General features: G+C 64.7%; 20 protein-coding genes. 8 read left to right on the forward strand and 12 right to left on the reverse strand.

Going from position 1 to position 20,513, the window contains the following annotated elements:
• Window positions 1–27: 27 nt before the first annotated feature.
• Window positions 28–933 (reverse strand): N-acetylglucosamine kinase, encoded by a 906-nt coding sequence (locus AC1MBU_RS13295; protein ID WP_479787457.1) that lies wholly within the window; start codon window positions 931–933, stop codon window positions 28–30.
• A gap of 89 nt (window positions 934–1,022) precedes the next feature.
• On the opposite strand from AC1MBU_RS13295, the gene AC1MBU_RS13300 reads away from it, so the two are divergent.
• Window positions 1,023–1,511, forward strand: a complete 489-nt coding sequence (locus AC1MBU_RS13300) for an Lrp/AsnC family transcriptional regulator (RefSeq protein WP_346027143.1) — start codon at window positions 1,023–1,025, stop codon at window positions 1,509–1,511.
• Here AC1MBU_RS13300 and AC1MBU_RS13305 read toward each other — a convergent pair.
• The 3 genes from AC1MBU_RS13305 to AC1MBU_RS13315 all read right to left on the reverse strand — a co-directional run bounded on the left by AC1MBU_RS13305 (window position 1,508) and on the right by AC1MBU_RS13315 (window position 3,638).
• Window positions 1,508–1,702, reverse strand: a complete 195-nt coding sequence (locus AC1MBU_RS13305) for a hypothetical protein (protein WP_277357679.1) — start codon at window positions 1,700–1,702, stop codon at window positions 1,508–1,510. The two genes, AC1MBU_RS13300 and AC1MBU_RS13305, sit on opposite strands and share 4 nt — an antisense overlap.
• Window positions 1,699–2,325, reverse strand: a complete 627-nt coding sequence (locus tag AC1MBU_RS13310; RefSeq protein ID WP_056544257.1) for a winged helix-turn-helix domain-containing protein — start codon at window positions 2,323–2,325, stop codon at window positions 1,699–1,701. The genes AC1MBU_RS13305 and AC1MBU_RS13310 overlap by 4 nt, the downstream gene beginning before the upstream one ends.
• A gap of 65 nt (window positions 2,326–2,390) precedes the next feature.
• Window positions 2,391–3,638 (reverse strand): MFS transporter, encoded by a 1,248-nt coding sequence (locus AC1MBU_RS13315; RefSeq protein WP_277357680.1) that lies wholly within the window; start codon window positions 3,636–3,638, stop codon window positions 2,391–2,393.
• A gap of 149 nt (window positions 3,639–3,787) precedes the next feature.
• On the opposite strand from AC1MBU_RS13315, the gene AC1MBU_RS13320 reads away from it, so the two are divergent.
• The 4 genes from AC1MBU_RS13320 (at window position 3,788) to AC1MBU_RS13335 (ending at window position 7,096) form a co-directional block, all read left to right on the forward strand.
• Window positions 3,788–4,282 carry an Lrp/AsnC family transcriptional regulator gene (locus AC1MBU_RS13320; protein WP_277357681.1) on the forward strand — a complete coding sequence of 165 codons (495 nt, stop codon included), beginning with the start codon at window positions 3,788–3,790 and terminating at the stop codon, window positions 4,280–4,282.
• 66 nt (window positions 4,283–4,348) lie between these two features.
• Window positions 4,349–4,768, forward strand: coding sequence for a hypothetical protein (locus AC1MBU_RS13325; protein WP_479787460.1), 420 nt, complete (start codon window positions 4,349–4,351; stop codon window positions 4,766–4,768).
• Window positions 4,758–6,428, forward strand: coding sequence for a sensor histidine kinase (locus AC1MBU_RS13330; protein WP_479787462.1), 1,671 nt, complete (start codon window positions 4,758–4,760; stop codon window positions 6,426–6,428). Before AC1MBU_RS13325 ends, AC1MBU_RS13330 begins: the two co-directional genes overlap by 11 nt.
• Window positions 6,425–7,096, forward strand: a complete 672-nt coding sequence (locus AC1MBU_RS13335) for a response regulator transcription factor (RefSeq protein WP_277357684.1) — start codon at window positions 6,425–6,427, stop codon at window positions 7,094–7,096. The genes AC1MBU_RS13330 and AC1MBU_RS13335 overlap by 4 nt, the downstream gene beginning before the upstream one ends.
• Before the next feature lie 214 nt (window positions 7,097–7,310).
• On the opposite strand, the gene AC1MBU_RS13340 is transcribed toward AC1MBU_RS13335, so the two are convergent.
• From AC1MBU_RS13340 to galU, 4 genes are all read right to left on the reverse strand, one after another.
• Window positions 7,311–8,525 carry a phosphotransferase gene (locus AC1MBU_RS13340; RefSeq protein WP_479787463.1) on the reverse strand — a complete coding sequence of 405 codons (1,215 nt, stop codon included), beginning with the start codon at window positions 8,523–8,525 and terminating at the stop codon, window positions 7,311–7,313.
• A 27-nt stretch (window positions 8,526–8,552) separates the two neighbouring features.
• Entirely contained in the window at window positions 8,553–9,581 is a 1,029-nt protein-coding gene (locus tag AC1MBU_RS13345) for a hypothetical protein (RefSeq protein ID WP_479787464.1), read from the reverse strand.
• 78 nt (window positions 9,582–9,659) lie between these two features.
• Complete coding sequence (locus AC1MBU_RS13350) at window positions 9,660–10,283, reverse strand: GNAT family N-acetyltransferase (protein ID WP_277359264.1); 624 nt, start codon at window positions 10,281–10,283, stop codon at window positions 9,660–9,662.
• An 8-nt stretch (window positions 10,284–10,291) separates the two neighbouring features.
• Entirely contained in the window at window positions 10,292–11,194 is a 903-nt protein-coding gene (gene galU, locus AC1MBU_RS13355; RefSeq protein WP_056544238.1) for a UTP--glucose-1-phosphate uridylyltransferase GalU, read from the reverse strand.
• A 72-nt stretch (window positions 11,195–11,266) separates the two neighbouring features.
• Here galU and AC1MBU_RS13360 point away from each other — a divergent pair, with 72 nt between their 5' ends.
• The 3 genes from AC1MBU_RS13360 (at window position 11,267) to cpaB (ending at window position 13,196) form a co-directional block, all read left to right on the forward strand.
• The gene (locus AC1MBU_RS13360) at window positions 11,267–11,938 is read left to right on the forward strand and encodes a 5-formyltetrahydrofolate cyclo-ligase (protein ID WP_346027147.1); all 672 of its coding nucleotides are present in this window, start codon (window positions 11,267–11,269) and stop codon (window positions 11,936–11,938) included.
• 99 nt (window positions 11,939–12,037) lie between these two features.
• Window positions 12,038–12,382, forward strand: a complete 345-nt coding sequence (locus AC1MBU_RS13365) for an FmdB family zinc ribbon protein (RefSeq protein WP_277359262.1) — start codon at window positions 12,038–12,040, stop codon at window positions 12,380–12,382.
• Window positions 12,383–12,515: 133 nt separating this feature from the next.
• On the forward strand, window positions 12,516–13,196 hold the full coding sequence (gene cpaB / locus AC1MBU_RS13370) for a Flp pilus assembly protein CpaB (RefSeq protein WP_277359261.1): 681 nt from the start codon (window positions 12,516–12,518) through the stop codon (window positions 13,194–13,196).
• A gap of 69 nt (window positions 13,197–13,265) precedes the next feature.
• Here the strand turns inward: cpaB and AC1MBU_RS13375 are convergent, their stop codons facing one another.
• The 4 genes from AC1MBU_RS13375 to AC1MBU_RS13390 form a co-directional block, all read right to left on the reverse strand.
• Window positions 13,266–17,348, reverse strand: a complete 4,083-nt coding sequence (locus AC1MBU_RS13375; RefSeq protein WP_479787470.1) for a DUF4011 domain-containing protein — start codon at window positions 17,346–17,348, stop codon at window positions 13,266–13,268.
• Window positions 17,349–17,467: 119 nt separating this feature from the next.
• Entirely contained in the window at window positions 17,468–19,054 is a 1,587-nt protein-coding gene (guaA, locus tag AC1MBU_RS13380) for a glutamine-hydrolyzing GMP synthase (RefSeq protein ID WP_479787473.1), read from the reverse strand.
• A gap of 45 nt (window positions 19,055–19,099) precedes the next feature.
• Complete coding sequence (locus AC1MBU_RS13385) at window positions 19,100–19,564, reverse strand: DUF3817 domain-containing protein (RefSeq protein ID WP_479787474.1); 465 nt, start codon at window positions 19,562–19,564, stop codon at window positions 19,100–19,102.
• On the reverse strand, window positions 19,561–20,385 hold the full coding sequence (locus AC1MBU_RS13390) for an SURF1 family protein (RefSeq protein ID WP_277359257.1): 825 nt from the start codon (window positions 20,383–20,385) through the stop codon (window positions 19,561–19,563). The genes AC1MBU_RS13385 and AC1MBU_RS13390 overlap by 4 nt, the downstream gene beginning before the upstream one ends.
• Between the last annotated feature and the right edge of the window lie 128 nt (window positions 20,386–20,513).

The following is a 20,513-nucleotide window of genomic DNA, read 5'->3' on the forward strand; positions in this document are numbered from 1 at the left end:
GAACGCCAGTGTAAACCTGCCCGCCGGCTACAGCGCGCCCGTTCGCAGGAGGTAGTCCACGCCGTGCACCGGGTCCACGCTGAGGAAGCGCACATCTGTGAAGCCGTCTTTCGCGAGCCCGGCCTTGATCAATTCCTGCAGCTTTGGCTGATGCACGGCGAGCCCTCCGCCGATGATGACCGGACTGTGTGCTCCGAGAACCGAGGCCACGTCGGCAACCAGCCCACACAGATAACGTGCGCCGTCGTCGATGATCCTTTGGGCGCCGCTGTCGCCGGCCACAGCGGCCTTGAACACCAGGTGCGCCTGACCTGCCCAGTAGCGCCTACCCGACGGCCGGTGGAACAGGGCTATGAGTTCTTCGGGTTTCTGCGCGCCGGTGGCCTCAAGAACCGACTCGCCCAGCACCCCCAGCGGTTCTGCGCGGTTGAAGCGGTGGAGCGTTGCGCGCACTGCTTCCCTGCCCACCCAGTAGCCGCTGCCCTCGTCTCCGAGCAGGTACCCCCAGCCGCCTGAGCGCGCCTGCCGACCCGCGCCGTCCAGCCCCCAGGCCACGGACCCCGTGCCCGCGATGACCGCAATTCCGGTGGAGGCTGCGCCGGCGGCAAGGATCAGGCGGGTGTCATGGACAACGTCGATCCGGGCGTTCGGCACCTGCCCGGCGATCAGCTGTCGGAGGGCGCCGGCGTCGTCGTCGGTATCCACGCCGCCCGACCCCGCCACGACGTGACCCACCTGCCCGCCCAAGGCTGTGAAGAGCTCTGCGAGGTTCCGCGCCGCTTCCTCCGCTGTGACGTTCTGGACATTAGCGCTCCCGCTCTTTGCTTCTGCGGCCACAACACCTGCGCTCCAGCGCACCCCGTGGGTCTTGGTACCGCCGATATCGAGACCGACGACGTCGGCAGCTGGGTTTTCGTGCTTGTGCTCTGGCATGAGCACAAGGTTACGCACCGCCGGTAGGCTGGAGGAATTCCCGCAGACAGGACCACAGGCAGGAACTCAGGCAAGGCAGGAGCACCCGCATGACGAACAGTGGCAAACCGGACGGACTGGATCCGGTGGACCGTCGAATCGTGCAGGAATTGCTCGCTGACGCACGGATCACCAATGCGCAGCTCGCCGAGAAGGTGGGCGTTGCACCATCCACTGCGCTGCTCCGGACCCGCCAGCTAACGGAGCGCGGAGTCGTCAGCGGCTATCACGCCGAGGTGAATCTGGCCGCAATCGGCCGTGCTGTGCAGGCCCTGATCTCCGTGCAGCTCAATGGGCACAACCGCGAGGAAATCGACAGGTTCACCTCCCGCGTGCCCGCACTCCCCGAGGTGGTCGCCACGTACCATGTTTCAGGTGCGGTGGATTACCTCATTCACCTCGCGGTGGCAGACACGGACGCCCTGCGAGACTGGGTACTGGACTACCTCACCACCGATCCGGTGGTAGGACATACGGAGACCACCCTGATCTTCAACCGCATGGAGGGCAACGCGGGCCTGCTGCCCGGAGAGGGCTAGAGCCACAGCCCTGAATGACGGAGAGCCGTTCCGTCGCGGAGACGGTCCTCGTGTGCACGGTGGTCAACCATCGTGTGTTCCTGCGCAGCGCGCCGTTCGCCTGTGCTGACGAGCCAGCGGCCAACAGCAATGAGCAGGGCTTCGAATCCGGAGGGTTGTGCTGGTGGGTAGAGACCGGCAAGCGTGGTCATGGCGTGTGCTCTTTTCGGGAAGCAGGCTCAGGGAACTGGCCCTGGACGATCGGAAAGGTGTTCAGGTGGATCTGCACGGCCTTGGCGTCCGGCGAAGCATTGCCGTCCGGCCGGTACTTTTCGAAGAGGTCGCGTGCAAGGCGCATCAGCTCATCCGACAGCTCAGCGAGTTGGGCAGCGGTGAGACGGGCGTTGATGGTGGAGATGACCGAGGCATCCAGCCACTCCTCCGGCAGTACGAACGGACCGCGTTCCATGTAGTCCTCGAGCAGCGCGGCCCGATTATGGCTGAACTCCCGATTGACGATTGCGGCAACCTCCCGGGTACCGGGATCATGCGCCATTTCACTGGAGTAGAGGTTGAGGGCACCGGGTGGGCGCTCCCACCAGCGCTCTCGCGCTGATCCCCGACCTTCCACTTCACGGACAAGCTCGTGCCGCGCCAACTGCCTCAGGTGGTAGCTGGTGGACCCGCTCGACTCCCCGAGCCGGGCTGCGAGCGCACTGGCAGTCTGCGGACCGAACTGCGACAACGCGTTCAAAAGCTGGATCCTCAGTGGATGCGTCAGCGCTTTCAAAGCGTTGATATCGACAGTGCGATCGTTCGGTTTGGCAGACTCCATGAGAGGAGAATACACCTGCAAAGATTCCTTTGCAATGTGTTCTTTGCAAATATTTCTTTGTAGATTCAGGCCTTTGATGCAGCGCTTCGGCGAAGGTAAATCGCCATACCGACGCAGGCAGCCGCAATCACAGCCGAAAAGAAAGTGACCGCAGTCATCAGCCCCAGTGCATCCACGGCGAGGCCCAAACCAAGCACCGGGACGGCGCTTCCGAGGTAGGTGATCACATAGACGGTGCTGATGATCTGTGCATGCTGGGAGCCTTCAACCTGCTGCGCGACCGCGTTGAAGAGGATTCGGAAGGCGATCCCCTGCCCCGCTCCAGCAAGAACCAACGCGGCAACAAAGAGGGAAACGCTGCCCACACTGCCCGCGAGCGGAACAAGCGCGACCCCGCCCGCCATAATGAGCAGCCCAACTGCTCCGGCCTGCGCGGGTTTCGCTGCGCCCTGCGGGAATAGCTGGCTCGCAGCCGAGACCGCCAGGACCAGCCCGGCAAGCACGCCCACCAAAGGCCTGCTGACCTCTCCGGCCATGGCGGTGACATAGGTCGGTGCCAGGCTGAGCGAGAAGCCGAACACGGCGAAACTGAGAAAGCCGACGGCGGCAGCAGACCAGAACGCCCTGCGCGCGGTCCTGGACACCGCTGGGCGTCTTGGCTTCAATGCGGACAATGGGCGGGCAGGCAGCGCGGGCTTGATCGCGGGGCGGGCATCGAGGCGCACCAATGGAATCAGAAGCAGCGCGAGGAAGACGGCGTAGATCCCGAACGGAACCCTTGTCGGCTCGGGAAGCAGGGACAGGAGTCCGCCCACGATCGGCCCTGCAGCCACTCCCCCCGCGGACGCAACCAGCGTAAAGCGTGACGCCCATTCCGGACGGTGCGGCAACAGATCCCGCAGCGCTGCAGAACTGGCGCCGGTAGCGCACGCCACTGCCGCTCCCTGAAGGCAGCGGCCCAGGACCAGCATGGGCAGCGATGTGGCTGTGCCGAACACAACAACACCCACTACGCCGGTGAGGACGGCGAGCACCAGTGCAGCCCGGCGCCCGATATGGTCCGACCAGTGACCGACCAGGAGCAGGCCCGCGACAAGGGTCAGAACGTACGCGGAGAACGCTACCGTCGTATCGAAGGCGCTGAGGCCGAGGTTGGCGCGGATCAGCGGGTATAGCGGGGTCGCGAGATTGGCCCCCACCAGCAGCGTGGCCAGCACGACGACGGTGAGGCCGAGCCGTGTGCGCCTTGATGCGTCCCAGCGGGGAGACTGCGCGGTTGCAGGACGCATCCGCAATTCGCTGATGACGCTCATGTACACCTTCCGCCGATTCCTACCATTCCTCCTATTGATGGTGAGGTCTGGGGGTTAGCGTGGCAGCTGAATTCGGCATACTCTGATCATCGTGCTCAAAATTCGTGGGAGATTAGGCTCCCCGGTGGGCTGAACGAGGAGTTGTACGCATGCTGGACCGAACAGACATCCGTCTCCTCCGCGAGTTGGTCCACGAACCGCGCTCGCAGGTCAGCCAGCTCAGCGAGACTCTCGGCATGGCCCGCAACACCGCGCAGGCGAGGATGCAGCGGCTGTTCAGATCAGGCATCCTGCGCAGGAGCGGAAGGGAACTGGACCTTGCGCGGCTGGAGTACGACGTCGTCGCTTTCGTCACGATCGAAGTAACCCACCGGGAACTGGACGGTGTCATCTCTGCACTGCGCACGCTGGAACAGGTGCTCGAGGTTCATGAGATCTCAGGCCGTGGCGACGTATGGTGCCGGGTGGCGGCGAAAGACACCCATCACCTCCAGTCAGCGCTACGGTCGGTCCTGCGCATCAAGGGCGTAATCCGAACCGAGACAGTGCTGGCCCTGCATGAACACATCCCGTACCGCGTGGAGCCTCTGCTTGACCGGCTGCTTGCCGAGAAGTCACAGGCCAAACCGTCTTCGGAATCCTGATCGCCGCCCGGAAATAGCCGCTTCCGTTCTCATCTGCATCTCATGATGTGTGGGGATACTTGGTACATGAAACGGTCACAGGTGCATACCTGGCTCATTACCGCAGCCAGCGCGGGAGCTGTTGTTGCGGTTGGCGTGGCGATGATCGGCTCGTTGCGCGGGCCTGCACCGGAGAACCTGGGTCCAGCCGTAGGCGTGACCGACACGCAGGTACCGGCGCCTCCGGGCACTCCCTCGCCTAGCCCCACGCAAACTCCCACCCCGGCAAGCTCCGCGGCTCCGTCCGTTTCCCCCTCGGAAGTGCCCGCCCCTCCCGCGCCGGAGCCCTCGGCCGAAGCGACTGTCGAACCTACGGAAGCGGCCTCGCCGCCACCCGCTGTTGTTCCCGCCCCGCCGCCCGTGATCCAGGACGACGATGACGACAGAGGTCGGGGACGCGGCGGCGATGACGGCATTGAGGATGACGGCGAGGTAGATGATGACTAGGCCCGACGCCGGAGCATCCACCCGTCCCGCAACGGGCCCGGCCTCGCCGCCACTGGGTGAGGCACCACCCACGGAGCGGATGGCGCTGGGCCCTCCCCCGTCCGCTGAACCGACGATCCTCGTGAAGCTGCCGCACGTGGTGAAACCAGACGCTCCCGCTGCAGCTGGCGAACGCGAGGGCAAACCCGGACTCCGGACCCGTATCCTCCAGTCGCTGCGCGGATACTCATCGGTGCGCACCCGGGTGCTGGCGGCAATGCTGGTACTCAGCGCGCTGGGGCTGCTGCTCGCCGGCGCCACTGCCTACGCACTGCAGCGCAACGACCTCAACAGCGAGATGGATGAATCGCTGGCCCGCAGCTTCCAGGAGCTGGAAACCCTGTTGGCAACCGGTATTGATCCCGACACACTGGAGCCGTTCGTGGAGGCGGACCAGCTGGTCTACCTCCTCATGCAGCGCACGCTGACCCAGCCCAATGAAGGAATGATGGCGGTACGCGGTGACCAGGTGATTTTCTTCGCGAACGAGGAGGTCGACGTCCGCCTTGAGGATGATCCGGAGCTGGTCAACTATGTAACCGATGTAGCGCCGCCGGATCAGGTGACCATTCAGTCGGTAAGTACCGCCTTCACCGACTACCGGGTCCTGGTGGCCCCGGTCATGCTCGCGAATGATACCCAGCCGACCTTCTTCGTACTGGGATTTGATGCCGAGGCGGAGCACCAGCAGCTGAACCGGACCTTCGGCACCTATGCGCTGATCAGCTTCGCCACGCTGGCGCTCATCGGCGTCGTAGGATTCCTCCTCGTCGGCAAGCTGCTCGATCCTATCCGCAGGGTCCGCACAACTGCGCAGCGCATCACGGACACGGACCTCTCGCAGCGGATCGAGGTGACCGGCAATGATGATCTTTCCGACCTGACCCGCACGGTCAACGCCATGCTCGACCGCCTGGAGGGCTCGTTCACCTCACAGCGCCAACTGCTCGACGACGTCGGTCACGAATTGCGCACGCCGATCACCATTGTGCAGGGGCACCTGGAGCTGCAGGACTCGTCAGACCCGAGGGATGTCCAGGCGGTGCGCGACATCGCCCTGGATGAGCTCGACCGGATGCGCCTGCTGGTGGATGACCTCGTAACCCTCGCCGGCATCGCAGGGCCGAACTTCGTGCGCCCCGAACCTGTAAATCTCGGCAGACTGACCGACGATGTGATGGACAAGGCACGGACACTGGGGGCCCGCCGCTGGATCATCGATTCGCGGGCGGAGGCAATTGCAGTGCTGGATCCACGCAGGATCACCCAGGCGTGGCTGCAGCTGGTGGCCAACTCGGTGAAATTCACGGAGGAAGGAACCACCATAGCGATCGGCTCCCGAAAGGACGACGACGGCGCGTGGCTCTGGGTGCGCGACGAAGGCACGGGCATCGCCCGTGAGGACCAGAAGAGGATCTTCGATCGCTTCGAACGTGGGCCGAGCAGCAAGCGCACCGAAGGCGCCGGTCTCGGCCTCACGATCGTCAGCGCTATTACGGAGGCACATGGGGGTGCCGTTGAGCTTCGGTCTGCACCCGGGCAGGGCTCGACGTTCACTATGGCGATCCCGTCCCTGCCGCTGGGCTCCACCCCGACCACCGCTGAGGAAGAACGTCCGTGAGCCAGATCCTGATCGTTGAGGACGAAGACCGTATCAGCTCCTTCGTGGCCAAGGGCCTGCGTTCCGCCGGCTACGTGCCGACCGTGGCAGATAACGGGCGGGATGGGTACCAGCTCGCGCAGACGGGAGACTTCGAGCTCATAGTGCTGGACCTCGGGCTGCCTGACCAAGACGGTTTCACCGTGCTGCGCCGGCTCCGGGAGTCCAAGAACAGCACTCCGGTCATCATTCTCTCGGCGCGCAGCTCGGTCGATGACACCGTGGCGGGGCTGGAGGGCGGTGCGGATGACTACATGTCCAAGCCCTTCCGATTTGAAGAGCTGCTGGCACGGGTGCGCCTGCGCCTTCGGCAGGAAGCCCCGACCGCCGACAACTCCGTGCTCTCCCACGGCGATCTCCAGCTTGATCTGAGGTCCCGCAGGGCGCTCGTCAACGGGAAGGAAGTGGATCTCTCAGCACGGGAGTTCGCTCTCGCAGAGGCGTTCCTTCGCAATCCCGGCCAGGTACTCAGCCGGGAACAGCTGCTCTCCCGCGTCTGGGGTTATGACTTCGATCCCGGCTCCAACGTGGTGGACGTCTACGTGCGGTACTTGCGGAACAAGCTGGGCGCCGAGCGCTTCGCGACCGTGCGCGGTATGGGCTACCGGCTCGTCGCCGACGTTTCCTGACACACCTCTACCGCCGCGAGATCAGCGTCCGGATCTCGGGCCACCGTCCACCTGCTTCCAGCATGGGCGGACCCGGGCGCGGTTGGGGGAGACGCACCAGGGTCCTTCGGAAGTGACCGGTTGGGACAACTGCTGTCCGAACCGGCCACGGGTCCCGTTGCTCAATCATGGCGATCCATTGTGAGAGCAGGAGGAAGCCCTGATGAGAAAACTCTCATCCAGCAGCCGGACCCGGACCGCGGCCCGGACCCAGGAAGTTCTCAGCCACCAGCAGCCGCTGCAGCGCGCCTTCCCGCCAGCCGCCGCCGGCCTGGTTCCGGCCTGAATTCCTTGCACCCGCTACAAGAGTCAGGCTCACCCCTGCCGCCCGTGCCCTAAGCGCTGTGGGGTCGACCCGCTCCTCGAATACCCTTTGGAACCGCGCCAGCGCTGCGGGAACTGCGGTGTAGCGTTCATCAACGCAGGGCAGCATGGCAAGGTGGGCCAGGAAACATGCCAAATCGTCGATCAGGTGGCCGGGACCCAACCCGTCGAGATCAAGAACAGCAGTGATGCTTCCGCCATCGACCAGAAGATTGCCCTCATAGAAATCACCATGGGTTGGAACCACCGGCCCGGCCGGTGCTGCGCGGATGCCATATTCCACCCTGGAAGCCAGCGTTCTGATCCGCTCCGATTGGTCAGGCAGCACGGCTGTGGCGGCGCCCGCGTAGCGGTGGACTCCCGCAGACCACGGCCGCCGCGCCGGCAGGTCACACACGGCACGGGGCAACCGCTCCAGCAGATCGACCACAACTTCCGGCTCAAAACCGGTTGCGCCATCCTCCAGCAGCCGCTGCGCGAGTGGTGTTCCGGACGCCTGCCTGGTGACCAGCACATCCCTGCGCGGGGACTCCGCAGGTTGTGGAACGGGAATGCCGGCATCGAGCAGTAGCCGGTGCCTCTCGTACAGCGCCGCAGCGCGGCCCCGCGGCAGCACCTTCAGGAAGCGGGTCTCCCCCGCGCCCTCGGCCCGAAGCACTGCCCGCCTCATGGGGCGATAGCCGAGCGTTGTCAGCGTGGCCGCAGGCACACCGAACAGTTCGGGACCAACAGAGCGGGCATCGCACGCCCAGTCCAGATCAGGAAGCAGCGGATCATTGGGATGGCTCCAGGCCAGGAGCGGCAGGCCTTCCGGACCGTGCAGGCGCACGGAACGGGCAAACGTTCCGGGTACCGGACGGGTGGTGACGCACAGGAACCCGTTCAGTATTTCGCCCGATACCTCGCATCGGATGGCGTAAATACCCGTGACTCCCGCGCCCGGCCGGTGATGGATGCCGCTCAGGGACCATTGGATGAGCGAACCGGTCAGGGCTGCTGCCGCCGCCTCGAGTGCCGGCCCAATGGCCCGTCCTTCCAGCAGCGCGAGCTCTTCCGCCTCCGTCAACGAAACACTCGGGCTTTCAGCCGCGGACTAGGCGCGGCGACGCTGCAGGATGTCGTCCAGGTTCATCTTGGGTGTAGCTGATGTCTCGGCCTGCGGAGCAGCAGTCGTGGGCGCGGAAGCAGTCGTGGGCGCGGAAGCAGTCGTGGGCGCGGAAGCAGTCGTGGGCGCGGAAGCAGTCGTGGGCGCGGAAGCAGTCGTGGGCGCGACGGCACCGTTCTTGATCGGCGTCTTTGCCACGGGCTTTGGCGCCTCGGGCAGGTCCAGCGGAGCCGGATCCTCGCGCTCAGCTTTCGGAGCCTCAATGTACATGGGCTTCGGTACCTGCACGGGCTGCCAGGGCGTTCCTGAGCCGGCGGGATTCTCTCCCGACTCTGCGGCAACAGCGAGTGCCGCTGCGCGCAGCTCGGCTGCAGTGAACTGGACCGGGGCAGCGACCGTGGCGGAGGCGCCGTCGTCGTGAGGTGTGCTTTCTTCCGCCGTGTTGGGGCTTCCCTGCTCCTCGGCATTGAACAGCCTGGTGGGCCGCTTCACTGTGTGCCGTTCCGGGGCTGGGACGGCTGCCGGCTCCCGCGGTGCAGCCGAGACCTGCTGGGGACTGCGGCTGCGCCCGCGCAGTGCAAGCGTGCGCAGCACTGCGACGCTGGCGATCGCCACCAGGAGCGCAACCACAGGAAGGACTGAAGTGGCCAGGCCGACGACGGCGAGCACCGAGGTGACAAGCGCTGTTGTGAGCGCAACCGCGCCGACCAGCGCGATTGTGAGCCTGCCCCAGTGAATCCGGAGGCCCGGTGCGCCGCCTGACACCTTCGAGGACCCTGAACCTGCGCGCCCGGCAGACGGGGATGCGGATGCGGGCCGTGAATTGTCAGCGGCGGACATTGTCATGACGCTCCTCTGGAAACCGGCGTCTCCGTGTGCGGTGCTTGGAAATGCGATGGGTGCGAGGCCGGTAACGGGCAGTGGCTGCCGGCGCCGCATCAGGAAGGGGGCCACCCAGATGAGCCAGAGCCCGACGATTGCCGCCAGTACGACTGAGCTGTTCAGAGAGAAGTCCACCTACAAAACGTTAGGAGCAGTTGCCCCTTCGGTCTCTCATTCGCGGCGGTGTGTCCGAGGGGGAAATCAAGAAGTTCGTCAGAGCCGCGGCGCTCTCTCCTGCCACCTGCGCAAAAGACCGCCTGGAACCTCGTCCGACGTCAACGCAAAGGAACGATGGTCGGCCCAGGAACCGGCGATATGCAGGTAGGACCGACGAATACCCTCATCCCTGAAACCCAGCTTCTGGACTACCCGGAGACTGGCAGCGTTTTCCGGCCGGATGTTGATTTCCATGCGGTGCAGACCGAGTTCCCAGAAGCAGTAGTCGGTTGCCAGCGCCACCGCAGTCGGCGCAATTCCCCGGCCCGCCCGCTCCCTGTCCACCCAATAACCGAGTGTCGCTGTGAGGGCGGAACCCCACACGATTCCTGACACGGTGAGCTGGCCTGCCATGGCAGGCCTGCCTCCACCTTCGGGCCGCTCTGCGATCACGAACGGCAGCGCACTGGCCGAGCGCACCTGCGAATTCAGCGCCCGCACCATCTCGTGGTAGGTCGGCAAGTATCCGCCCGGTGCCGGGTTGGACGCTTCCCATGGCGAAAGCCAGTCCAGGTTGCGCTGACGCAATTCCAGCCACTCGCGTTTGTCGCGGTGCCGGAGCGGACGTAGAACTAGGTTGCCGGCTTCAAGGGTGACCGGCCAGGTGAACCGACCCCACATGTCAGTTGTTAGCCGTCGAAGGAGCCAGTGAACTCCTGCAGCCACTTCCTCAGGTCAGGACCGAGGTCTTCCCGTTCGGAGGAGAGGGTGACTACTGCCTTGAGGTAGCTCAGCTTGTCCCCCGTGTCATACCGGCGGCCGCGGAAGACAACGCCATAAACGCCGGATCCCTCTCCCTCTGCGGCTGCAAGGGTCTGCAGAGCGTCGGTCAGCTGGATTTCGCCGCCACGGCCCGGTCCGGTTTCCTCCAGGACTCCGAAGACACGAGGATGCAGGACATAGCGTCCGATGACCGCAAGGTTGGATGGCGCCTCGTCAGCAGCGGGCTTCTCAACCAGCTTGTTGACGCGGACGTATTCCTCACCGTCGAGCCCGGAAATGTCAGCACAGCCGTAGGCGCTGATCTGATCGGGATCAACTTCGATCAGCGCGATCACGGACCCCCCGGTTCTGGCCTGGACATCGATCATGGTCTCAAGCAGTTCATCGCGCTCATCGATCAGGTCATCGCCGAGCAGCACGGCAAAGGGCTCGTCCCCAACATGAAGCTTGGCCCGCAGCACCGCATGCCCGAGACCCTTGGGATCCCCCTGACGGAGGTAGTGAATGTCTCCGAGCTCCGAGGCGCGACGCACGGAGGCGAGCTTCTCGAAATCACCCTTTGCCTCAAGGGTCTGCTCGATGAACGGCACCCGGTCGAAGTGGTCCTCGAGTGACCTCTTGTTGCGCCCGGTGATCATGAGGATGTCATTGATACCGGCGCCTACCGCTTCCTCGACCACATACTGAATGGCCGGCCGGTCCACAACCGGCAGCATTTCCTTGGGCATCGCCTTGGTGGCCGGCAGGAACCTGGTACCCAGCCCAGCTGCAGGAATGACGGCCTTGTTCACTCTTGGTCGCTCAGTCATGCCACAACACTACAGAATTGGGCGCTCCTTCGATGCACGTGCAACGTCGGACGCCCGCTGTACAGTGCCAGCATGGACTCACCCGCTTCTTTGCCGAAGTCTTCGCCGAACCCGACGCCGGCCTCCCGGATGAAGGAGGAGCTTCGCCGCTCCCTGCGTGAGCGGCGCCGCCACGTGGCGGCACAGGAGCAACAAACAGCAGCAGCCGAGCTGGCCAGGCACGTGCTCACCTGGCTGAACTCCGGCACTGTGCGGGGCACCGGGTGCATTGCGGCCTACCTGTCAGCTCCTCCGGAGCCCGGCACCGAGGTGCTGTTGCCTGCCCTGATTGAGGCGGGCTACGACGTGGTCGTTCCGGTGTGTGAACCGCGGTACCAGTTGAGCTGGGTGTCCTGGCAACCCGGAGTTGAGCTCGCCAAGAGCCCCCGCGCGCCGCTGTGGGAGCCGGTCGGTGAGCGCCGAAGTTTCACGGCTCTGCTACCGCTCCGCCTGGTGCTTGTGCCCGGGCTGGGCATGGATCAACTGGGAAACAGGATCGGCCAGGGGGGCGGGTACTACGACCGGTTCCTGGCTCAATTGGTCCTCGAACAGCCGGATGCCGCCAGGCTCGGCTATCTGTACAACGAGGAAGTACTACCTGCCGGGAGGGTCGAAGCAACTCCGCTCGATATGCCGCTGCACGGCGCTTTCACGCCCTCGGGTCTCTTCCAGGTATCCGGGCAGCATTCCTCACCCACCGGCTGACAGTGTAGAATTGGCACTCGGACGGGTCGAGTGCCAACGTTTCTGGGTCACCAGGGCAACCGGACCGTCACTGAACAACTTTCTCCAGGAGGATTGTCCATGCCTACATACGCTTACGCTTGCAGGGACTGCGGCCATGCCTTCGACGTCCAGCAGTCTTTCTCGGATGACTCCCTGACCGTCTGCCCCGAGTGCGAGGGCAGGCTGCGCAAGAAGTTCAACAGCGTGGGTGTTGTCTTCAAGGGTTCCGGGTTCTACCGAACGGACTCCCGTGCCACGTCCTCCTCAGTCGAGGCGGGCAGCAGCCCGGCGGCCAAGCCGGCTGGAGGCTCGTCGGGGTCAGAGGGCAAGGCCCCTTCTTCTTCCCCAGCGTCGTCGTCAGCAACGTCGTCGTCTGCAAGGTCAAAGGGAACCGCGACAACCAGCTCGGCGGCTTCGGCCTAGCCCGGATCTTTTCGCGAGTGCTTTCCGCGTCGGGAGTCCCGGTTGTCCTGCACAGCCGGCACTCCCGGGGCGGTTTTTCCACATAGGGGCTCATTCCGGACCACTGGCACGGCTGCCTGCCTAGCGTTGGTCCATGAGAAAATCCGCCAGCGCTCCCAACCGGACCCGGAACCGGGTCCGCGCGTTCATCTTTCGAAAACGGCGCCTGCTGGCTGCCGGCATCCTCTGCGCTGCCGCCGGCGTCGCTGTTGAAGTGTTCCTGCCACCGGATCCGGCCACCGTGCAGGTAGTTGCTGCGTCAGCGGACCTTCCCGTGGGTACGGTACTTACTGCGGACCAGCTATCCGTTGTTCATCTTCCCGAGGCGGCCGTCCCGGAACACTCATTCGGTTCACCGGACCTGGTCGCCGGACAGCAGCTGGCAACGCCTGTCTATGCCGGGGATATCCTCGCCCAGAACTTCCTGGTTGGAGCGGGCCTCCTCGTCGGAAGCCCTGAGGGCACGGTGGCTGTCCCCCTTCGACCGGCTGACGCATCAACCGTGCAGCTAGTGGCGGCCGGGCAACGGGTGGACGTGGTGCTGAGCACGGGCAACGGCTTTGAAGTGTCAGCGAAGAACACCGTCCTGGCGCGCGGGCTACCAGTGCTCTGGACGTCCGAAGAGTCAGGAACGGGGCCGTTCTCGGCCCCGTCAGGGACCGAAGACGGGCTGGTGGTCGTCGCTGCAAACCCTGATGAAGCCGCGGCGTTGGCCGGAGCCTCCAGCACGGGTCAGGTTCACCTGGTGCTTACCGCGGCGAACAGCAGCGGGTAAGTGAATCCCAGTGCGGCGCACTGGTCCTGAGCCATGGTGGCTGCCGGCCCGAGCACCGCAGTGAGGATGCTAGCTCCAGTGCGGCGGCTTCTGCTCCTTCAGCCACTCGTCATGGTTGCCGTCGTCGTCATTCCAGGACCGCGGGTCATCCTCACCGGCACGCTGCGGAATGACATCTCCGTGCGGTGCGGTACTCGTTGTTGCCTCGGAGCTGGGCTGGGCTGCAGGGGATGCGGCGCCGGCAGTATGCCCGCTCCCGGAATCGCCGGGCGTGTCTCCGGCGGCGGGTCCGGCCTTGCCACCGGCTGCATCGCCATTGTCTTCGGGCTGGGTGCTGTCGGTTCCGGTTTCCATTGTCTCCCCGTTTCCTGCAGGCGGCTCCTGTGCTGACCGGCGCGAACGCTGACGGTCAGCCTGCTCCAAACCAAGATATCCGGAGATACGGTTGGCGCAGCCTTCCGGGTCAGTGAACACCTCGATCGTCCACAACGGCAGGTAGCGCCAGCCCATCCGTTCGAGCAACTGTGGCCGGAGCCGGCTCCTCTCCCTCACGGTCATCCCACGGTAGCGGTCCGATCCGTCCGACTCGATCGCCACGGGTGAAACAAAAGGCAGAGCTTGATCGGCCGTCGCAACATCCGGAGCGGGTGCTGCGACAATGTCCAGCACCTCGGCGTGATTGCTTCGGACCACGGCGCCGCGCTGCCGGAGTCGTTCCACCAGGTCCGCAACCAGCGGGTCTTCGTTGGCGGCTTCCGTCGGGACCTCGGAGCTCTGCACCGCTTCCTCGCCGAGTTCCCGACGCAGAAGCTCGTAGAAGTCAAGCGCGCCATGTCCCAGGCGTTCAGGATCCAGGTCCTCCGGCCGGAAGCACGTGAGGACGTGCAGCCGGTAGCGGGCGCGGGTCATCGCGGAGACAAACCTGCCACGCCCGCCCGGCGCTGAGAGAGGCCCGAAATTGTGCAGCGCGCGCCCGTGCGGCGTCCGGCCGAAGCCCAGCGAGAAAATAACAGCATCCCGGGTGAGGCCTGCTGCCCGATCAATGGGCACAACGCGGAAAGACTCATTGCCCGGCAGGAAGAAGTCAGCTGCCCACGGAGCGTCTGCCATGGTAAGCCGAACAGCCTCGCCGACCCTCTGGGCGTGCCGAGCGCTTGCAGTCACAACCGCCAGGGAATAACTCGGCCGCTTTCGGATGTGTTCGAAGACCAGATCCACTACGCGGTTCACTTCGGCGGCGACGCTCTCCACGCCGTCGTGATCCGAGCTCGGCATGCCGGTTCCGTCCGCAAGGTACTCGACGGTGAACGCGCGCTCCATTGCGGAAACTTCTGAGGCCGAGGGCAGCCGGGTCAGCTCATCTCCGTAGAAGCGTTCACTGAGGAAGGCGGCCAGATCCTTGTCCACGCCCCGGTAGATCTCCCGAAGCTTCAGCGAAGGGAGGACTGCCGCCAGCGCCTGGTAAGCGCTGGGGAGGTGCTCAGGTGTGTTCCGGCGCTCGTCCTCGACCGACACCGTGAAGCTGCGCGGGCCGCCTAGGCGATCGTCACCGAAGGCGATGACCTGCCGTGTCCGCGCCAAAGCGGGAACCACGGACTGGAGGGAGATCGATTCGGCGTCGAGCACAATGACGGCGTCGAACGTTTTGCCCTGGGGAAGGACCAGCGGCAGGACCAGCGGGCTGGCTGCCCAGACCGGCATGAGGGCGGTGACTAGTTCATCGGCCTGCGCGCTGAGGGCGTCCAGCCCGGGCTCACCCTCGCGCAGCAGGCCGCGGAGCTGATCGGCTTCGGCGGGCATGGTCTCGAGCGCGGCCCGCCACCGTTGAGCGAGTGCCCAGCGGATGCGGCTCGCGCCGGAAGCGACATGCGCATTGTCCGCGAGGCGGTACTCCGCCTCAAGCGTGCGGAGGCTGGCGCCGTCGGACATTGCAAGATAATCATCACCGCTGATCATCGCCTCAAGCGCGGACTGCCACCAGGCCAGCTCAAGCTCTGCCCCCACCTGGCGGGCACCCACTTCACGCGCAGAGAGGTCATCGAGCAGCTCACCCAGGCCGTTGTCCCGCATCTCATCGAGCAGCAGCGTGCGCTCGGGAAGCGTAGCCAGACTCTGCCGGTCGCGGGCCAATTCTGAAAGGCGGGTTGCCAGCTCATCCAGCGGCATCCCGGAAAGCTGCGGCTCGCCCGGCGTGCCGGCCAGCGTCGCCGTGAGCTCGGTAAGTTTGGAATCGATGGCGCGGTAGAAGCTGTTGATCTCCGCCAGCCCCGTCGGCACTGACGGGTGCCGCTCCGTGGTGGCGTACTTCGTCCACAGTGTGCGCTGTTCCTGTACCTCTACGAGGGACTGGTGGAGGTCTGCAATATGAACGCCCGGGCGAACGTATTCCTTGGCGACCCTGCGCAAACGGGACCGCGTCATCGAACTCATCTCGATGGTGCGTTCCCGCCGCCAGGACGAGGACGCCGTTGCCGAGATGAGGTCCGTGACCGGTCGATCGAAGATGTCCGGTGTGAACTTGTCCAGGCTGGCGCGCACGGCGACCAGCAGGTCCAGTTGCCCGCCCCACTCCTCGAAGGTGGTTCCCAGCTCGATGTGCGAGTGCGCCGCAACCGCCCCGACCTTCTCGCGCAAGAGCGGGATGTCCCGGGCCAGGTCCACCGCCAGGCTGTGGGCGTGCTCGGTTTCCTTGCGGTTGCGCAGCTTCGCTCCGTACCACGGGCTGTGGGTCGCTTCCTTGCTGAAGCCGCCCAACTCGGCGGCACGGCGGAGCCGCGTGGTCAGTTCCGTGCGGTTCGGAATGCTGTCCATGACGCTGCGCTTCAACCGTACCGTGGTGGCCGGTGCAGGGTTCAGTGACGTCAGTTCGGCGAGGGACTGCATGGCTTGGTAAGGCGAACACCCCCAGCGCGAGCGTACGTTGTGCAGGGAGCGGACATGGTCAAGCAGTTTGTGCCGGTGGGACACGAGGGTTTCATGCAGGGACGTGAGCTTCGGCTGCACGGCCTTCTCATTGCGCACAATGGCCCGAACCAGCTGATCCTTCAACTGTGTGGAGCTGCTGTTGGCATTGAGTTGCAGCACGAGCGAGCCAAGATTCAGCGCGTCGAGTTGCTGCACGAACTGGTTGAGGGTTCCTCGCCGCTCGGCGACCACGAGCACGCTCTTGCCCTGCTCTGCCAGTGCAGCAGCTGCGTTCAGGGCAGTCTGCGTCTGGCCTGTTCCCGGAGGTGCGGACACAACAACCGACCCGCCTGCCGTTACCGCGTCAAGGACCCGCTGCTGCCCGGAGTCCGCGTCAAGGATCAGGAATTCGGTGGACGGATGCCTGTCATCAAGCGGCATGTCCCGCGACGGCGCTTCCGCATCTGTTGGAGCGTCGATGCCTTCCCGGGCAGCGTCCATCAGCGCAGACAGCAGGGGATGCTCCGGGCTGACAGCTGAGTCCGCTCCGACATCGGCTAGATCAGCGAACGTTGACACGAGGATGTGATGCTCGATGGTCATTCCGCGCACGTTGTCGGTCAGTGCACGGAGGCGGTCCAGCACGGGATGCGGGTCGAAGCGGGCGGTGCTGTAGGCAAGCTGAGCAACGGCTTCTGCGTTGAAATCGATCCCGTGGTCCGTCTGCAGCGTACGCACCAGCGCAGGGTTGAGCCGCGCCTGCTCCGTCAGCTGAAGTTCGTAGTCATCCTGCGATCCGTGCACAGTCAGTGCAACGGAGGTCAGCAGGACCGGTGCCGTCAGCGAGTCCGTGCGGCCGCCGTCGTCAATGGTCCGCCACGAAGCGGTGCCCGCAGCAAGATACCCGACGTCGATTCCGCGCTCGGTTGCGAGTTCGTAGACCTTGGCACGCAACAGGCGTGCAGCCTTCATGGCGGCGGCGTACTGATCGGGGTCGCGCAGCAGGGTGGACAGGCGTGTCCGGCGGCCTGCCAGAAGCTGCGCAAGGCCGGACGGATGCGCATGCGTGAGGTCTATGCTGTTGGAGCGCGACGGCGTGAAATGCAGCAGCGTATCTGTTCCCGCGTGCGGCCCCAGCCTGCGAAGCCACGGAATCAGGAAATCCTCGGCGGAGTCCCCGGCATCCTGCACTGGCACGGTTGTCCTCTTCCCTGCGGCCTCACGGCCTGATCTTGACCAGATAGGCATGTCTTACAAGCTAGCCGACGCTGCCCCACCGAGGCTGCAAGCAACGCGGGCCGGCGTCGGATTTCACGCTGTTATCAGCTAAGCGCCCTCCACCGCCGGCAACAGCTGCCGGCCGGAAGTCACTCCCACTCGATGGTTCCCGGCGGCTTGCTGGTGACATCGAGCACCACGCGGTTGACGCCGTCGACCTCGTTGGTGATGCGGTTGGAGATCCGGGCAAGTAGCTCATACGGCAGCCGGGACCAGTCAGCGGTCATCGCGTCCTCGCTGGAGACCGGACGCAGCACGATGGGGTGCCCATAGGTACGCCCGTCGCCCTGAACGCCGACGCTGCGTACATCTGCCAGCAGGACCACGGGCATCTGCCAGACCTCGTTGTCGAGGCCTGCCGCCGTGAGTTCGGCTCGGGCAATGGCGTCTGCCTTGCGGAGCAGCTCGAGGCGTTCAGCGTTGATGGAGCCGACGATGCGGATTCCGAGGCCGGGACCGGGGAACGGCTGGCGCCCTACGATCTCCGCCGGAAGTCCGAGCTTGGCACCGACAGCGCGGACCTCGTCCTTGAACAGGGTGCGCAGCGGCTCGACAAGCTCAAACTGCAGGTCTTCCGGGAGTCCGCCCACGTTGTGGTGGCTCTTGATGTTGGCTGTACCCTCGCCGCCGCCCGATTCCACGACGTCCGGATACAGCGTGCCCTGCACGAGGAAGCGGATCTTCTCGCCGTGGGCTTCGGCGTCGGCGATGATGGCCCGCTCTGCTTCCTCGAAGGCACGGATGAACTCGCGCCCGATGATCTTGCGCTTGGTCTCCGGGTCCTCGACGCCCTCGAGTGCTTCAAGGAACCGCTTCTGCTCATTCGCAACGTAGAGGTTCACGCCGGTAGCGGCCACGAAATCCCGTTCCACCTGTTCGGCTTCACCCTCGCGGAGCAGCCCGTGGTCAACGAAGACACAGGTGAGCTGATTGCCCACCGCACGCTGCACGAGAGCCGCAGCCACTGCCGAATCAACACCGCCGGAAAGCCCGCAGATCACGCGTGCGTCTCCCACCTGCTGGCGGATGCGCTCAACCTGTTCCTCGACAATATTGCCGGTGGTCCAGTTGGGGTTCAGACGGGCGCCCTTGAACAGGAAATTCTCCAGCACCTGCTGACCGTGTGCCGAATGCTTGACCTCGGGATGCCATTGCACGCCGTAGAGCTGCTTGCCCTCGTGGGCAATCGCAGCAACCGGAGCACCGGCTGTGCTGGCCAGGACGTCAAAGCCCTCGGGTGCAGCCTGAACGGAGTCGCCGTGGCTCATCCAGGCATTCTGATGGTCAGGGGTTCCCTCGAGGATGGACCGGGCGCCTTCGGAAACGGCGACGTCGGTGGATCCGTATTCACGCAGGCCCGTCTTCGCGACCGTGCCGCCAAGCGCTGATGCCATGGCCTGGAAGCCGTAGCAGATGCCAAGGACCGGGACACCGGCGTCGAACAGGTCAGGATCTATGCGAGGCGCGCCTTCGGCATACACGCTGGACGGTCCGCCGGACAGAATGATTGCTGCGGGGTTGCGTGCGAGCAGCTCCTGGGTGCTGATCGTGTGAGGAACGATCTCCGAGTACACGTCCGCTTCCCGAACGCGGCGGGCAATCAGCTGGGCGTACTGGGCGCCGTAATCGACAACAAGTACCGGCTGGTGTTCTGGAGCAGGAGCGGGCGTAGTCACGCGTCAACACTAGTGGTAGTGCGGGTGAGGCTGCACATCATGGAATCAGTACCTTGCCTTGGCTTGGGGGTGGGCCGCGAGTTCTTCCTCCACCCGGCGGTGGACGCGTTTCTCGACGATGAAGGAGAGCAGCGGGATGACGCCGCCCAGTGCAATGATCACGAACTGGGAGAACGGCCAGCGCATGAACTGCCAGAGCCGGAAGTCGGCGATCAGGTACACCACGTAGAGCCAGCCGTGGACGATGAGCACGGCTGTTGAGAGGTTGAACCCGCCGGCGCCGTCCACCTGGGCTTCTTCAACCAGGCCGAGCGCCCCAGCGGATCCGCCGGCGATGATCTCCGCACCGAAGCCGTACTTTGCAACCATCTCCACCACGACGAGCAGCAGCATGATGCCGGTCGCGTACGCCAGCACCTTGTAGAAGCTGAGCGCGGATCGGATTTGGGCGTGGGTTCCACCGAAGCGGCGTTTGCCGGCCGGGCTCTTGGCGGGTACGGAATCGGTCACGTTCTTACCTCGTCGGTAGTGGGTTGTAGCTGTTGCGGAGAGTGTTGATCCGACGCGATGTCCTGATCCTCTTCCTCTTCCAGCGTGCGGCGGTGATCGTCAGCCACGAGCCGCCACCAGAGGAAGAAGGCAAATCCGGCGAAGACGAACCATTCCACGGCATAAAAAATGTTGAGCCAGTTGAGCGGTGTCTCTTGCGGCTGCGGACCAATGGTCACTGCCTCAAGGGGCGCCTCGGGCTGGACGGTGCTGCCGTCCATGACGGTCTCAAAGGAAACAACGAAACCGGAATACATCAGGGGTACATCCCACACGTTGATGAGCTGCGCAACGGACAGGGTGGGAACCTGACCGGGAACGGGCACCTGAACCGCCGGGGCTTCGGTAGGCAGCAACCTCCCCTGCACGACGGCCACACCCTCACGTTCGGGCACCTCTGACGCGGCTTGTGCCTCAGGTACCCAACCGTGCACGACCGGTAGAACAGCGGACGGCAGCCCGGAGTCCGCTACCTCGAACGCGGAAACCACCCACAGTCCGTCGCGGTCCCCCTGCAGGCGTGTCTGCACCAGAACGCGGGTGTCCGGCAGGAAGCGGCCTTCCATCCGGACCATCTGGTCTGCCACGCCGGCGGTCATCGGGATGCCCGGCTGAAAGACCTTGGTGAGGGGCTGAACCTGCTCGGTGGTACTCGGAGGAGGCGGCGCGGAATCCTGCGAGCGCGAGAACTGCCATTGGCTCAAAAGGACGAAAAGCGCGGCAATAGCCAGAGCGAGGATCAGAGAAAGGATCCATCGCGGCTTGAGCGCGGTTTTCAACACCCCTTAACGGTACTTCGTGCCCTCTGAAGGGAACGAATTGCGGCCCTGCTCAGGAGACCGAGATCACTCTCGCGCGAGTGATTGGGAATCATCTATCACTTTGAGTGATTTGAGACTAGGATTGATTC

The sequence above is a fragment of the Arthrobacter sp. PTI12 genome, assembly GCF_056679915.1.